Here is a 15,521-nt window from a genome sequence, read left to right as displayed (position 1 = left end):
TTTAACGCTTCATGTGAGGAGGATTAAACGTGATTATTGATATTTTTCTATCCAGTTATCCCCTTTTTCTAAAAGCGACATGGCTCACGGTTCAGTTGACGGCGGTTGCCCTGATCCTCGGTTGTGTGGTAGGTCTTGTCATTGCCTTTTTCCGGATATCCGATTCCAAAGCATTGAACTACATCGCGCACACCTACATTACCGTCATTCGCGGAACGCCATTGATCGTACAAATTTGTATTCTGTACTTCGGCTTGGCGAATATGGTCACGCTGTCGCAGTTTTGGGCAGGGGCCATCGCTCTGGCCGTTCATAACGGTGCGTATATTGCGGAAATCTTCCGAGGCTCCATCCAGTCCATCGACCGCGGGCAAATGGAAGCGTCCAGATCACTCGGAATGTCGTACCCATTGGCGATGCGAAGAATCATTTTGCCGCAGGCGTTCCGTCGGGCGATCCCATCGCTTGGCAATCAGTTTATTATCGGGCTGAAGGATTCGTCGTTGGTCGCCTACGTAGGGATGCAGGATTTATGGGGAACGGGTCTCGGTGAGGCAGCTTCCAACTACAAGCAGCTGGAGACGTATATGGTCGTCGGGTTGTACTATCTCGTACTGATCATGATCTTCTCGTATTTTGTGAATAAGCTGGAAGCAAGGCTTGCCAAAGGGAAAACCCCCACTAAAAAACAAACGAAAGATAACACGAGTGTTGCAGCGTAACTTTTTGTCATGGAGGACGAAAGAAGGATGGTTCAATCAGTCGAACGGGCGATGAAAATTATTCGGGTACTGATTTCAGACGAAAAACATGCTTGGCCGATTTCGGAGCTAGCGAGCGCAACAGGTCTACCAATCAGTACGCTCCACCGTTTTCTCGAATCCATGATCCAGTTCGGATTGGTTGAGCAGGACCCAGTCACCAAGCATTACAAGCCGGGATATACGTGGATGGAAATCGGTTTTATCCTGCATGAAAAGCTAAACCTGCGTGCTGTAGCGAGACCTTTCATGGAGGAGCTGGCGAATGAAGTCGAGGAGAGTATTTTCCTCAACGTATTGGCCGGAACGGATTCGATGCCGATCGAAAAAGTAGAAAGTCCACTGAAAATACGCATAGATGAGAACCTGGGGGAGCGAATACCTCTCACAATTGGCGCCCCCAGTAAAATCATTCTCGCGTATTTGAAGCAGGATGCGATTACAAAGGTCGTTTCCGCCCAGCTTGCACAAGACAAGCAGCCGTCATTTTTGGAGCAGCTGAGTGAAGCCAAGAAAAGTGGCTATGCGATCAGTTACGAGGAGAAGACGGAAGGCACCATGGCAGTTGCCGCTCCGATCATCGGCTACGGAAATCAACTCGTCGGAGCGCTCTCGATCAACGCCCCATGCTTTCGGGTGACAGAAGATCGATTGCCCCTACTCATCGAAAAAGTGAAGCGTCAAGCTACAACGATTTCGGCAAGAATCGGTGGAGCATAAGCAAACTCTCCATTCCAGCATCTGTTGGTGGAGGGTTTGCTTTTTTTAATAGGAACCATTGGATCTTTCAATTTTTTCGCCCTGAAAAACTGTGTTAGTGTGAAAGAAACAGTGGGGAGGGAAGATAGACATGTTTCCATTTCGCGTCATCAATCAGGAAACTACCGAAGATGTGCTGGATATGGCCAGCGTGATTGAAGTGGTCGAGCAAGCCTATCAAATGAAATCGAGTCAGCAGGCGACGTTGTTTCCGCTCATTTTTCATGAGTTCGTCGAGGGTAGAGCGGACATGGATATCAAATCCGGTCATTTGCCCCAAGCTGATGTATTTGGACTCAAACTTGTCTCGTGGTTCGGTGAAAATGACAAGAAAGGTCTGCCACAATTAGTTGGCACGGTGATGGTATTGGACAGCCAAACTGGTGTACCACAGGGGATTTTGAGTGGAGAGCATATTACTTGTATGCGTACAGGAGCTGCCGGTGGAATCGGGGCAAAGTATTTGGCACGTCCCGAATCGGAGAACCTGCTAATTGTCGGGACCGGACACCAGGCTCCTTTTCAAATCATGGCGACACTGATGACGATGACAGAGATCAAGCGGGTTTACATCTGCAATCCGCGATCACCAGAAAAGGCGCAAATCTTTGCCGCCAAAATCAAAGAAAACCTCTTGACCAGATTCGTCTCCAAGTATGCGGGAGAAGAGTACGAGCGGTATGCCAGCCGTTGTGACGTGCAGTTTATTGCAGTGGACAACCTCGAAGAAGCGACTAGAAAAGCAGATATTATCATCACCGCAACCCCTTCACGTGAACCGATGATCCAGGCGGAGTGGGTAAAGCCGGGGACGCATATTAGCTGCATCGGGGCAGACATGGAAGGAAAACAGGAAATCGATGAACGGCTTTTTGCAAAAGCGCGCGTCTTCGTTGATGATGTAGGACAGGCTGTACGCGTGGGAGAGACAAAGGTAGCTGTAAAAAAGGGCCTGATAACAGAAGGCAATATCGCAGCAGAGATCGGCAATGTCATCCCCGGTCATGTCCAAGGACGACAACATGTAGAAGAAATCACGATTTTTGACAGCACCGGGATCGCATTTCAAGATTTACTGACAGCTGCACACATTTTGAAAGTGGCGGATAAGCGCGGTGTAGGTACGATAGTGGATCTGTAAAAGTGAAAGGATAGGATAAGGAGAGGAACGACGATGAGAATTGCACCTTTTAAAGTAGAAGAATGGATGAACGCTTATGAGACGGAGGCTGTTTACAATATTGCCGAAACATGCGTCGATTCGCTGACGGTAGAAGAGTTGATCCGCCTATCCGATGAGCCGGAAGATTTTTTCCGCGAGATGGCCCAGAAGAAGCTGACGTACGGGTCATATCGAGGGTTCGCCGGAATTCCGCAGCCTCGTCGCGAGTATGTATCAAACGATGAAGCCAGAGAACATTTTGGCGATGAACGGGGCGATTGGAGCGAATTTTCTCACCTTGTTCTCGCTCGTTGCGTCTGGTGACGAAGTCATTACCGTTCATCCGACCTATCAGCAAATTTATTCGGTACCGGAGTCGTTCGGAGCGCAGGTCAAGCTGCTCAGACTTTTGCCGGAAAATGATTTTCTGCCTGATCTGGATGAATTGCGCTCACTCGTTTCAGACAAGACCAAGCTGATTTGTATCAACAATCCGAACAATCCATCTGGAGCTTTGATGGGTGAAGGGTTGCTGCGAGAAATCGTAGAGATTGCCCGCTCCGTTGATGCTTATCTGCTGTGTGACGAGGTGTATCGTAATTTGCACCAAGACCCGGAGGTTGTGGTGCCATCGATCGTCGACTTGTACGAAAAAGGGATTGCGACAAGCAGCATGTCCAAAGTGTTTTCATTGGCGGGCTTGCGTCTGGGATGGATTGCAGCACCTCAGGACGTGATCAAGAGCTGCTTTACGCACCGCGATTACACCACTATCAGCTGCGGGATGCTGGATGACATGCTGGCTGTCCATGCACTGAAAAACCGCGACAAGATCATGGAACGCAACCTGAAGATCGTACGCGACAATCTGCAGATACTCGACGAATGGGTAGCAAAGGAGCCATTGGTCTCTTATGTCAAGCCGCAGGCAGGTACAACGGCAATGCTCAAGTATGAGCTGGATATCCCTTCGGAAACGTTTTGCATTGACCTGTTTAAAACGACAGGGGCGTTTTTGACACCAGGCAGTTGCTTCGACATGGAAGGGTGGGTACGAATCGGGTACGCCTGCTCGACGGAAGTACTTCAAGCGGGGCTATCAAAAGTATCGGAGTTTTTGGAGTCACGCAAATAAAGGATAGGGTAGGAGAGGAGTGTCTCTTGGGTAAAAAAGAGACGCTCTTATCCTGGGAGTCGATCCTTCTGGCAAAAAGGTACTGACGATCATGAAGGGTATATCGGTTGAACATAGAGCCACTCTCGGCTACACTTTTTCTAACTGAGGTTGTTCAAAAAGCCGACTTTTTGAACACGCACTTACACGAAGAATGGGTGTCGTCGGTGAGGGAGTGGATAATTAATCATGGAGTTACGCAATCTGAAGACATTTCAGGTCGTTGCCGAGCATTTGAACCTGACGAAGGCCGCAGAGCAACTCGGATACAGCCAGCCTACGATTACACTCCAGATTCAAGCATTGGAGCGGGAGCTGGGACATCCTTTACTCAATCGGGTAGGCAAGCGCACGTTTTTGACACCGGCCGGAAAAATAGTGAAGCAGCATACGGATCAGCTTTTCTACGTTCTCCAGCACATGGCGGAGGGACTTAATCACTTAGACATGCCTGTAGGACCGCTGGTCGTGGCGGCCCCGGAGTTTTATTGCATCCAATACATGCCCCAAATTCTGAAAGCTTATGTCGAGACACATCCACAGGTCAATCTGCAGGTGATTTCATGCACCAGTCAGGAGACTTTGAGGAAAATTCAGGCCCACGAGGCGGATATTGGAATCATTGCGGGCACCACCTCGCAACCAGGTATTCATTCCAGCGTCGTGGACTTGGAGCAATTTACCCTGATTGCCTCTCCTGATTTGATGAAGGACAAAACACTTGCAGACGCACTCGTGACCTTTCCTTTTTTGTCCTATCAGGAGGGGTGCAATCTCGACGAATTTATTACCCAATGCCTGTTGGAGTTAAACTACAGCCCACCCTCTGTCATAAAATGTAGCAGCGAAGAAACGATCAAACGGTCAGTCCTGAACCAAACAGGCATAGCCCTGCTCAGTAAGGTTCTCGTGGAAAAAGAGCTTCGAACAGGAGAACTAATCGAGCTGTACCGTTTTTCCAAGAAAGCAGAAACATCGCTGGTCTGTCTGGGTCGCCGACGAGAAGAACCCGCAATCCAGAGCTTCATGGAACTAGTCAAAGATATCTGGTTATCCGTAAGGGAAGAGTAGTCATGACAAGGGACTGTCTAAGAAGTCCCTCATAAGTAAAGAAGAAAGGAGCCCCTAGAGGCTCCTTTCATGCTTAGAATGGGTTACAAATGGTTTTGTCCATCTGTGGACTATTATCGATGCGGTGACGGTGACGGTATTGGTATTGTACCTCCCCCATGGGGGGTCGTCGGTATTATATCTCCCGGGCGCGTAGGAGTCGTAGATGTTGTGGGGGTTGTAGATGTCGTAGACCCTGTCGAAGGCTCTGACTTTGGCACCGGTTTCCCCGTACCGTTGTTATTACTGTTGTTATTGTTTTCCAAGAAAATCACTCCTTTATTCGGGTGTAGATCCAACATGTAACTGTTTTATACGCGTAGCATAAAGTCAGGATAATTATTTACATAGCATAAGCATGATATTCCCAATAGCAAGTTGGAAAATATAGGAACGGATGCTTTTCATTCGAAAATTAGCGATTCGATATCGAAGTTGACCTGAGTTTGACGTTTATACAATTTGAATGGGGGCAAATTATCTCTTGGAAACAATATTTTCTTCTTGCACCTCTAGAGCGAGGATGTTTGCGTGATATAATTTTGATTTCTTTCATTTGGAATGGCAATGATAGTGTAAAATGACAGAAGGTAAGAGAAATAGGAGATGACAACAAATGAGTAAGCAAGTAAACGAAACCGAACTCGTTGCGCATGTAGCTACGAAAACAAAAGTAGACCCGGAAAAAATCAGGATCGTACTCAAGCATGAGCAAGCGTACATGAACAGTGCGAAGGCAGATGCAAAAGGTGATGTCGACGTTGATTTTGATGATCTCGTAGATTACGTCATGGGTAAGTCAGATGTGAAGCTGGATGAGATCACCGTCGAGAAGATCCTAGATGTAGAGATGGAATACTTGATTAAAAAAGGAGTCGCTGGATACATAGACTAATAGAGGACGTCTGGTTATTAGGAAAAGAAGAGTAGTGTTCCAAGCACATTCCCCTGTCGAGGGTGATGTGCTTTTTTATATATCTGAATGCAGTGGCTACGGTGGGGAGAAGAATATTTCCATACTAAGCTCAGTGCTCCGTCCCGCTGAGGGTTGAGACTGTCCGCTCCGAAGGGATTCGCGGGGAAACGCAAAAGTGGTAGCCGCTACGTCGCATGGGCACGGTTGCGTTTCTTTTGCCCGCGAATCCCTTCTCCGCTCGGTAGGACTCCACAAGTCGCTACGTCTGGAAATATTCTTCTCTGTCGTAACTTCTCGCATTCTTCAATCTTTTAAGTCGTTAAAAGATTGGTAAACACGAAAAGCTCGTAGAGGAAACAGGAGAAAACAGCGAAGATCTTTGGTACACCGACCGAGACGGAATGCAAAAAGCGAAACACGCTCTTAAGCGTCCACCTCTGAAATACATCCTGAAAGAACCACTTTGGACGCGGTTTCGCTTTTTGTATGGAGCCGGGCAGTGAATCCCTCAGCGGGTGGGACAAGAATCTGAGCGTTTTCTCCTGTTTCCTCCCCAGCACTACAGAAACAACTCAAGGTCTCTAAATATGCAGCTACGGTGGGGAGGAGAATATTTCCAGACAGGCTCAGTGCTCCGTCCCTCAGGGAAGCATGGACTGTCCGCCCCGAAGGGATTAGCGGGGAAATGCAAAAGTGGTAGCCGCTTCGTCGCGCGGGCACGGTTGCATTTCTTTTGCCCGCTAATCCCTTCTCCGCTCGGTAGGACTCCACAAGTCGCTACGTCTGGAAATATTCTTCTCTGTCGTAACTTCTCGCATTCTTCAATCTTTTAAGTCGTTAAAAGATTGGTAAACACGAAAAGCTCGTAGAGGAAACAGGAGAAAACAGCGAAGATCTTTGGTACACCGACCGAGACGGAATGCAAAAAGCGAAACACGCTCTTAAGCGTCCACCTCTGAAATACATCCTGAAAGAACCACTTTGGACGCGGTTTCGCTTTTTGTATGGAGCCGGGCAGTGAATCCTACAGCGGGTGGACCTAGAATCTGAGCGTTTTCTCCTGTTTCCTCCCCAGCACTACAGAAACAACTCAAGGTCTCAAAATATGCAGCTACGGTGGGGAGAAGAATATTTCCAGACTAAGCTCAGTGCTCCGTCCCGCTGAGGGTTGGGACTGCCCGCTCCGAAGGAATTAGCGGGGAAATGCAAAAGTGGTAGCCGCTTCGTCGCGCGGGCACGGTTGCATTTCTTTTGCCCGCTAATCCCTTCTCCGCTCGGAGGACTTCACAAGTCGCTACGTCTGGAAATATTCTTCTCTGGCGTAACTTCTCGCATTCTTCAATGGTTTTAAGTCGTTAAAAGATCGGTAAACAAGGAAAGCTCGTAGAGGAAACAGGAGAAAAAAGCGAAGATCTTAGGGACACCGCCCGAGGCGCAATGAAAAAAAGAGAAACAAGCCCTTAGCGTCCACCTCTGAGATACCCCTTGAATGGACGACTTTGGACGCGGGTTTCGCTTTTTTTCATGGAGCCGGGCAGTGAATCCCACAGCGGGTGGACCTAGAAGCTGAGCGTTTTCTCCTGTTTCCTCCCCACCACAACAGCGTGACGACCGTATTTTTTAGTATTTTTTAACATTGAATATATACACTAAAAAATACAAAAAATATCTGAAAGACAAATGTAAATTGTTTGACTATTGATGGTCGCCGTGTCTATAATTTGGTTATCTTTGTTAGTAATGTTAACTAACTGTGTGGCGGTGATCGATGACGCGTGCAAGCTCCCAAAAAAACAGGTAATAGCAAACTCGTGAAAAAATTGAATAAAGAAGAAGTATTGCAGCAGGTCGTCTTGCACGGGCAGATTTCCCGTGCAGATATCTCCAAACAGACACAGCTCAGCCGTCCATGTGTTTCCGCCCTCGTAGATGAAATGATCCAGGAAGGACTCCTGCAAGAAGTAGGAATGGGTGATTCCAAAGGCGGCCGCAAGCCGATTTTGTTGGAGTACAACTACCAGGCGTACGCCATTGCCGGCGCGATTTTTGAAGGCTCTACCTTGGATATGGCCATCGCAGATATGAAAGGCAAATTCTTGGCTCGCTATCGCAAACGGCTGGCACAACCAGCAAATGGCGAAACCGTCATCGAAGATTTGGCAGCTGGACTGGATCGTTTGCTGCGTGAAAGCGACATCCCGCGAGAGCGACTGCTCGGAATGGGCGTCGGTTTGCAAGGGGTCACACAGCGTGGTAGTGGAACCGTCAGCTTTTCACCTAGCACAGGCTGGATGGGCTCACCGATTCAGCAAACCATCGAAGCGCGACTCGGACTGCCCGTCATTATCGACAATGACGTGAATATGATGACACTGGGCGAGTACGTCCGTGGAGCGGGGGTCGGCCATACCAACGTCGTCTACATGTATGTAGGAACGGGGATTGGGGCCGGGATCATTTTGGATGGACAGTTTTATCGGGGGAGTCGTGAGGCAGCAGGAGAAATCGGCTTCATGATGATCGGCCCGGTACATAATCGACCGAATGGCGCGTCAGGCGTGTTTGAGACGCATTATTCGATTCCGGGCATCCAAGAGCAGGCTAAGGGATTTCTCTCTGACCTTCAGGAAGGGTCGAGTGTCATAGAAGAGCTGATCCGGCACGCCAAACATAATCCGGAAGCAAAGAAGCTTCTTGCAGATGTGTATCGACATTGGGCGTACGGAATGGCGAACATCATCAGTATTTTGAACCCGGAAATATTGATCCTGAGCGGGGAGATGGTCCACGTCGATGGTGAAGGGGTGAAGCAAATTCACGAATGGCTGAGAGAATGGGTGCCCGAGGTGCCTAATCTTGAAAAAGCAAGTCTGGGGGAACGAGCTGGTTTGATTGGTGCTGTCCACAGTGTTTTGGAAGCGTTTCCTTTCACACGACTGCTTGACAAAGAGTGAGAAGAACAAGAGGGGGAGTTCGTTTTGAAGAAGACAACTAGCAAGCTGAAAACATGGATGAAGGGCGTTTTTGTCAGCTCCTTGGCTCTGACTGTAGCTGCGTGCGGCACTGGAGGACAGGAAGCAAAGCCTGCCGACAACAGCGCTGGCGGCCAATCTGGCGCGGCTGCTCAACCTGCTGATTCATCGGGTGACCCACAAAGACTGGTGATTTACACCGGACGGGACAAAAACATTTTTGAAATCGTGTTGCCAAAATTCAAAGAAAAGTATCCGAACATTGAAGTGGAAACACTCGAGATGGGTGCCCAACAAATTTTGGAGCGCGTTCGTGCAGAGAAGGCGAACCCGCAGGCTGACTTCTGGTGGGGCGGTACCCAATCTGCTCTAACAACAGCGGCCAATGAAGATCTGCTGGAGCCATACAAGCCGACTTTTGCAGACAAGGTTCCAGATTTGTACAAAGACTCGCAAGATCGCTGGTACGGCGAAATGCTTTTGCCAGAGGTCATCATGTACAACTCGCAGGTGATGAAGCCAGAAGAAGCGCCGCAAGATTGGGACGAATTGATCGATCCGAAATTCAAAGACAAGATCGTGATCCGAAACGTACTGCAGTCCGGCACAATGCGTACCATTTATTCCGCAATGATCTTCCGTCAAGGGGCGGATACTCCTGAAAAAGGTTTTGAATGGCTGACCAAGCTCGATGCCAATACAAAAGAGTACACGCAAGACCCGACAAATCTGTATCTGAAGCTGGATCGTCAAGAGGGCGTCATCTCCTTGTGGAACCTTCAGGACGTTCTGATCCAAAGCAAAAAGAACAACCATCCGTATGACTTCATTTATCCGAAGAGCGGGGCACCGATTCTCGTAGACGGCGTGGCTCTCGTAAAAGGCGCGAAAAACCTGGATGGAGCGAAAAAGTTCATGGAATTCCTGATGAGTCCTGAAATAGCTGCCCAATTGGCGAAGGAACGCTTCCAATTCCCATCTCGTACAGACATCAGCAAGGACCAGTTGCCAGACTTCATGAAAAATCTCGAGCTGAAGCCAATGGAAATCGATTGGGCTGTCATGGCTGCAAAAGAAAAAGAGTGGATGCAGCATTGGGATGAAAACATCAAGGGGAAAGGCAAGAAGTAAGAAAGATTTTTTCCAAGCAGCTAGGCGGGAAGGCGTTGTCCTTTCCGTCTAGTCACTTATAGAAGTTGTTTGAAAACGGTCGTCAGCTTGAAATGACTTGCGATGAAGGAGGAAACACAACCCGATGAGCAGCGTAACACTTGATCATGTTTACAAAAGGTTTGGTCAGGCAAAAGGGGTCGAAGATGTTCACATTCATATCGAATCTGGAGAGTTTTTTACTTTTCTCGGTCCGAGTGGCTGTGGCAAAACGACTACCCTGCGCATGATTGCCGGCTTTTATTATCCAACGGAAGGCCATATCCGCTTTGGATCACAGGAGGTTACATCTCTTCCTCCCCATAAGCGCAATACCGGGATGGTATTCCAAAACTACGCGTTGTTCCCGCACATGACTGTTTTTGAAAATATAGCGTTTGGCTTGCAGGTTCGGAAAGTGAACAAAACAGATGCAAAAGAGCGGGTAGAACGAATCATGAAGCTGGTCCGTCTGGAAGGCTATGGCGAACGCCGCATTGATCAGCTTTCTGGGGGACAACAACAACGGGTAGCATTGGCACGGGCGCTGGTCATCGAGCCGCAGATTCTGCTGTTGGATGAGCCGCTGTCCAATCTGGATGCGAAGCTTCGTGAAGAGACGCGCTTCGAGATCAAGAGACTCCAACTGGAGCTGGGGATTACGACGATTTACGTCACGCACGATCAGGCAGAAGCGATGTCGATGTCAGATCGAATCATGGTCATGCAGAGCGGAGAAGTGCAGCAGATCGGAACACCGCATGAGATTTACCATCGTCCTGTAAACCGTTTTGTCGCTTCTTTTATCGGCGAGACGAATCTGTGGGAAGGGACAGTTGCAGGGTTTGACGGCGATGAAGTGCTGGTTCGCACGGCTTCTGGACAAATGCTCAGCGGATTGAAGGAAAATGCTTCTCCACGCGCACAGCTGTCAGTTGGGGAGAAAGTAACCATGTCCATTCGTCCTGAATCCGTTCTGGAGAGTACAGGCAACGAGGGACAAAATGTAGTGACAGGCTCTGTTGTCATGTCTGAATTTACAGGGGCGTGTGTCAATTACGTCACGGAGGTAGGAACGGAGAGCCTGCGCAGCATGTCCATCAACCTGGGACGACCGATTAAACAGCGCGGCGATGCCATCGGGCTACATATACCGAAAGAGAGCATTTATTTTGCCGGATAAGGGGGAAGAAGCTTTTGAGAGCAGAGTTGCAGCAAGCGCCAACAGCAGCCAGACGAAAGTCCATCACCGCTTCACCCGCCTTCGTCTACGTGCTGGTATCGCCACTCTTTTTAATATTGTTGGCTTATGTCGTTTATCCATTGTTCGAAACGTTCGTTGCGAGTATCAAAATCGATGAAGAAATTACGTGGAAAAACTACATTCGCTTCTTCAGTCTGGAGCATACCGCCAACCTGGAAGCGTTGTGGAACAGTATCTACATATCGGTTCTGAGTGTCATTACGTGCGGAATCGTCGGCGTTACGATGGCGTTTTTATTGGAGCGCTATGAGTTTCCCGGACGAAAAATTCTTTCTGTGCTGGCTTTGGTTCCGATGGCGTTGCCTCCCCTCATTGGTGTTCTCTCGTTTACCTTTTTGTACGGAGAAAGCGGAATCGTTCCACGGGCAATCAAAGAGCTGTTCGGACTTGCCCAGGTTCCTTTCTCGTTAAAAGGAATGTGGGGTGTGGTCGTCGTTCATACGTTTACGATGTACACCTACTTCTTCATGACCGCTACAGCAGCAATCAAGGGACTCGACCCGTCCTTGGAAGAAGCGGCAGCCAGTCTTGGAGCGAATCGCTTTACCGTTTGGCGGCGCATTATTTTGCCGATGCTCACGCCAGCCATGGTCGCGTCTTCTCTGTTGGTTTTCATGATTTCGATGGCTTCTTATACGGCACCGCTCATTTTCGGCATTGACCGGACGATGACGATGCAAATCTATCTGTCTCGCACCAATGGAGATTTGGACATGGCTGCGACACAGTCTACGATTCTTTCGATTGTTTCTGTGGCTTTTCTTTTGATCATGCGTTGGTACCAAGGCGCGCGCAACTACCAGAACTTGAGCAAAGGGGTCAGCGTGCACCGTACTGAGATCAAGAGCAAAGCGGGACGCTACACCACGATTGTGCTGTCTTTTATCGGTACAATCATTCTGATGCTGCCTATTCTCGTATTGGTACTCATTTCCTTCTCAGTGGATGGTACCTGGACGGTGCAAATATTACCTCCTGAGTATACCTTGTCGCATTACATGGATTTGTTCACGGATAGCAAGACATGGCGTCCGATTCTCAACAGCTTGCAGTTGTCTGCTATCGCGGTAGTCGGGATCGTCATTTTCGGTGTAGCTGCGGCATATGCCATGGTTCGTCTCAAGTTTCGCGGGAAAACGCTTCTTGATGTATTGATCATGCTGCCATGGGCATTGCCAGGGACAGTCGTGGCGATCAACCTGATTGCAGCGTTCAGTGAGCCGAATGCATTCAGCTTTGGACAGGTTTTGATCGGAACATTCTGGATTATCCCGTTGGCGTATTTTGTCCGACATCTGCCACTTGTGTTTCGTTCTACCAATGCGACTTTGATGCAGATGGACCCATCTGTTGAGGAGGCTGCACGAAATCTCGGTGCTTCCTGGTGGTACAGCTTCAGGCGTGTCGTGTTCCCGATGGCGTGGGGGGGGATTCTCGCAGGTACGCTCTTGGCATTCGTTCAGTGTATCGGGGAGTTCGTGGCTTCGATTCTGATCTTCACACCGAAGACAACGCCATTGTCTGTCGCGGTATTCCAACGCATGTACAGTAATGAATTCGGCACCGCTTGCGCCTATGGTGTCTTGCAAATCGTGGTCATCATCATCGTGTTGTTCATCTCCAGAAAACTGACCGGAGATAAAGCGGGAACTGCCGTGTAAAGCTGGATGCCTTCGTGAAAAAGGGGGAGCTTCACGTGGATGTCAGTGAATCGATGGACAAGAAATCACCAATCGTACAGCCGACCAAACTGCCCTGCCCGCCTATTCCCGCATCTGTTCGCACCATGCAGGGGGAACACGGACTGCTCGATCTGTGGAAAGCGATCAAGCCGCTCGCTACTATTGCTAGTGCCATGAATACAGGGGCCCATCCAGACGATGAGCACAGTGCCATGCTTGCTTATTTGGCGCTGGGGAGAGGCGTGTATACCACGAGTGTGATCGCGACGAGAGGGGAAGGCGGACAAAACGAAATCGGCTGCGAGCAAGGTACCGCGCTGGGGATTATCCGGACGCGTGAGCTGGAAGAAGCCTCCTCTCTTAGCAACGTGACGCTGGGTATCTTAAGCGAAGAGCTGGATGATCCCATTCATGATTTCGGGTTCTCCAAATGCGCCGAAGAAACCTTCCGCAAATGGGGCGAAGAGGTCGTGTATGAGCGATTGATTCGAAAAATCAGGGAGCTGCGCCCCGATGTCGTCATCGCCTGCTTTGAAAATGAACCGACGACACACGGACATCACCGGGCGATTACGTTACTGACACAGCGAGCTTTCCACGAAGCAGCCGATCCACAGATCTTTCCTGCGCATAGGCAGGCTGGACTTTTGCCGTGGCAAATGAAAAAGCTGTATTTGCCTATCATGGACAATGATGATTATCACGTCGCGGTACCCGTGGGGGAATACGACCAAATCTACGGCTCATCCTATGTGCAGCTTGGTGAGCGATCGAGGTTTATGCATAAGACACAGGGGATGGGTGTTCATTACGATGAAGGCCCGACCTACAATTACTACCGCTTGGATGCATCGGTTTTTCCGGCACCGGAAAAAGAGCGCGACTTTTTCTCAGGACTGCCCGTCAGTTTTGCTGATCTGGCGCAAGGTATTGCTGCAAAAGGCGGGAAAGAACTCGTGGAAGTGCTGCACCGTATGCACGATGCGGCTACAGATGTACTGAATGCCTACCCGCGTTTTGCTGAAGTGGCCCAAAGGGTTCACCGCATGAAGGCTTTGCTTGCGACTGCACAACAAGAAGTATGCAAGGCTCCACTTGATGAAGAAACAAAGCTGGATTTGATGTATCGGCTAGGACTCAAGGAAGCGCAGCTCAACCGTGCGAGTGCCGAGGCTCTGTCTTTGGTCGTGAAAATCAAGCCGGAGACGGGCGAGTGGGTGGCAGGCCAGACGACAACGGTTACCGTAACAGCTTACAACGGCGGCTCGCTGGAGGTTGAGCATGTGCAGCTGCGTATGCGTGTCCCCGCTGGATGGACGGTGAAACCGCTGACGCCAACTGCGTTTCCACGACTTGCTTACAATCAGACGGTGTGCACCGTATTTGAGGTATCGATTCCTGCACAGACGGAGCTGTTCCATCCTTACAAGCCGCCCGTGCTCGATGTCGAGGTGCTCTATTTCGCCTTCGAGACAGCCAGTACAATTCGTGTGGAGCCGGAAAGCCGTGTGGCTGTGCTTCCACCGTATGCGGTGACGCTGACCCCGTCAGATGTCGTGCGAAACACGCTGCATACGGATGAGACGATCCCGGTTAAGGTAACACTGAAACAGTACCGTCCGGGAAGCTCTACAGCCAAGGTCGCTCTCATTGTCCCGGCGGGGTGGACAGCGGAGCCAGCCTTTGTCGATGTTCCGTTTTCTTTCCGTAGCGAGACGAAAACAATCGCTTTTACTGTTCATACCACACCGCAGGTGACGAATGGCAAATATCAGATTAGCGCTACGGTTGCGGGGACAGACGGTGTGACAGAGAGTGCACAGGATGTGCAGGTCATTGAATACCCGCATGTCGGTCGCACGTATTTCATCCGGCCCGCTACGCTGACTGTTCAAGCCTTTGATCTGGCCATCCCGAAAAACCAGCGGATCGGCTACGTATCCAGCGGCTTTGACAATATGGATAAATACTTGCGCGCGGTTGGGGTGAATTGCCTCAATCTGGACGCAAACGAAATACAATCGGGCGATTTGTCCCGCTACGACACGATTGTTCTCGGTATTCGTGCATATGGATTCCGTCGCGAATTAATCGAGAGCAATCAGCGTCTTTTGCACTATGTAGAAAACGGCGGAAATCTCGTCGTTCAATATCATAAGCCGGAGGACAAATGGAAGCCGCACTTGGCGCCATACCCCATTTTTATCGGCGAGTCGCTGATCGATTGGCGGGTGACCAATGAGCAATCAGATGTCCGTATGCTGGCCCCTGACCATCCGATGTTCCAGGAGCCAAACGTGATTACTCAAGCGGACTGGGATGGATGGGTGCAGGAGCGCTCCATCTACAATCCTTCTCGCTGGGGGAGCGAGTATACCGAGCTGATTGCGACAAGTGATCCAGGCGAACCGGAGTTCCGCGGCATTTTCCTCACGGCGCATTATGGAAAAGGGACGTACACCTACAGCTCGCTTGCCTGGTTCCGCGAGATTCCACAGCTAGTCCCTGGCGCTTTTCGCTTGTTCGTCAACATGATCAGTCAGAAGCAGTAATGCCCCATCCACTCCGGGCC

13 protein-coding genes are annotated in these 15,521 nt (G+C 49.7%); all 13 read left to right on the top strand.

Annotation, left to right across the window (positions count from 1 at the left end; all coding sequences use genetic code 11):
- Window positions 1–29: 29 nt before the first annotated feature.
- Window positions 30–722, top strand: a complete 693-nt coding sequence (locus tag ODZ53_RS18810; RefSeq protein ID WP_372679084.1) for an amino acid ABC transporter permease — start codon at window positions 30–32, stop codon at window positions 720–722.
- A gap of 27 nt (window positions 723–749) precedes the next feature.
- Window positions 750–1,481, top strand: a complete 732-nt coding sequence (locus tag ODZ53_RS18805; RefSeq protein ID WP_372679082.1) for an IclR family transcriptional regulator — start codon at window positions 750–752, stop codon at window positions 1,479–1,481.
- Between the two features lie 130 nt (window positions 1,482–1,611).
- On the top strand, window positions 1,612–2,661 hold the full coding sequence (locus tag ODZ53_RS18800; protein WP_372679080.1) for an ornithine cyclodeaminase family protein: 1,050 nt from the start codon (window positions 1,612–1,614) through the stop codon (window positions 2,659–2,661).
- 33 nt (window positions 2,662–2,694) lie between these two features.
- Complete coding sequence (locus ODZ53_RS18795) at window positions 2,695–3,006, top strand: hypothetical protein (protein ID WP_372679078.1); 312 nt, start codon at window positions 2,695–2,697, stop codon at window positions 3,004–3,006.
- On the top strand, window positions 2,924–3,817 hold the full coding sequence (locus tag ODZ53_RS18790) for an aminotransferase class I/II-fold pyridoxal phosphate-dependent enzyme (RefSeq protein WP_372679076.1): 894 nt from the start codon (window positions 2,924–2,926) through the stop codon (window positions 3,815–3,817). Before ODZ53_RS18795 ends, ODZ53_RS18790 begins: the two co-directional genes overlap by 83 nt.
- A gap of 228 nt (window positions 3,818–4,045) precedes the next feature.
- Window positions 4,046–4,927 (top strand): LysR family transcriptional regulator, encoded by an 882-nt coding sequence (locus tag ODZ53_RS18785; RefSeq protein ID WP_372679074.1) that lies wholly within the window; start codon window positions 4,046–4,048, stop codon window positions 4,925–4,927.
- 69 nt (window positions 4,928–4,996) lie between these two features.
- Entirely contained in the window at window positions 4,997–5,272 is a 276-nt protein-coding gene (locus ODZ53_RS18780; protein WP_372679072.1) for a hypothetical protein, read from the top strand.
- Window positions 5,273–5,582: 310 nt separating this feature from the next.
- On the top strand, window positions 5,583–5,861 hold the full coding sequence (locus ODZ53_RS18775; protein ID WP_142498635.1) for a hypothetical protein: 279 nt from the start codon (window positions 5,583–5,585) through the stop codon (window positions 5,859–5,861).
- 1,796 nt (window positions 5,862–7,657) lie between these two features.
- On the top strand, window positions 7,658–8,836 hold the full coding sequence (locus ODZ53_RS18770; protein WP_372679070.1) for an ROK family protein: 1,179 nt from the start codon (window positions 7,658–7,660) through the stop codon (window positions 8,834–8,836).
- Window positions 8,837–8,860: 24 nt separating this feature from the next.
- Window positions 8,861–9,985, top strand: coding sequence for an extracellular solute-binding protein (locus tag ODZ53_RS18765; RefSeq protein ID WP_372679068.1), 1,125 nt, complete (start codon window positions 8,861–8,863; stop codon window positions 9,983–9,985).
- Window positions 9,986–10,109: 124 nt separating this feature from the next.
- Window positions 10,110–11,186, top strand: coding sequence for an ABC transporter ATP-binding protein (locus tag ODZ53_RS18760; protein ID WP_199928392.1), 1,077 nt, complete (start codon window positions 10,110–10,112; stop codon window positions 11,184–11,186).
- Between the two features lie 14 nt (window positions 11,187–11,200).
- Complete coding sequence (locus ODZ53_RS18755; protein WP_016742976.1) at window positions 11,201–12,928, top strand: ABC transporter permease; 1,728 nt, start codon at window positions 11,201–11,203, stop codon at window positions 12,926–12,928.
- A 53-nt stretch (window positions 12,929–12,981) separates the two neighbouring features.
- Window positions 12,982–15,501 carry an NEW3 domain-containing protein gene (locus tag ODZ53_RS18750; RefSeq protein WP_372679148.1) on the top strand — a complete coding sequence of 840 codons (2,520 nt, stop codon included), beginning with the start codon at window positions 12,982–12,984 and terminating at the stop codon, window positions 15,499–15,501.
- Window positions 15,502–15,521: the final 20 nt, after the last annotated feature.

The organism is Brevibacillus sp. BD137 (genome assembly GCF_041644655.1).
In the GTDB taxonomy this organism is placed as follows: domain Bacteria; phylum Bacillota; class Bacilli; order Brevibacillales; family Brevibacillaceae; genus Brevibacillus; species Brevibacillus brevis_D.
Note: the sequence above shows the minus strand (reverse complement) of the source record. Positions and strands in the feature narration are given on the sequence as shown.

Bases quoted from the DNA above. Each gene is read 5' to 3' on its own strand.
- ODZ53_RS18805 (WP_372679082.1), top strand. From the start codon at position 750: ATGGTTCAATCAGTCGAACGGGCGATGAAAATTATTCGGGTACTGATT.
- ODZ53_RS18800 (WP_372679080.1), top strand. From the start codon at position 1,612: ATGTTTCCATTTCGCGTCATCAATCAGGAAACTACCGAAGATGTGCTG.
- ODZ53_RS18795 (WP_372679078.1), top strand. From the start codon at position 2,695: ATGAGAATTGCACCTTTTAAAGTAGAAGAATGGATGAACGCTTATGAG.
- ODZ53_RS18790 (WP_372679076.1), top strand. From the start codon at position 2,924: ATGAAGCCAGAGAACATTTTGGCGATGAACGGGGCGATTGGAGCGAAT.
- ODZ53_RS18785 (WP_372679074.1), top strand. From the start codon at position 4,046: ATGGAGTTACGCAATCTGAAGACATTTCAGGTCGTTGCCGAGCATTTG.
- ODZ53_RS18780 (WP_372679072.1), top strand. From the start codon at position 4,997: ATGCTTAGAATGGGTTACAAATGGTTTTGTCCATCTGTGGACTATTAT.
- ODZ53_RS18775 (WP_142498635.1), top strand. From the start codon at position 5,583: ATGAGTAAGCAAGTAAACGAAACCGAACTCGTTGCGCATGTAGCTACG.
- ODZ53_RS18760 (WP_199928392.1), top strand. From the start codon at position 10,110: ATGAGCAGCGTAACACTTGATCATGTTTACAAAAGGTTTGGTCAGGCA.
- ODZ53_RS18750 (WP_372679148.1), top strand. From the start codon at position 12,982: ATGGACAAGAAATCACCAATCGTACAGCCGACCAAACTGCCCTGCCCG.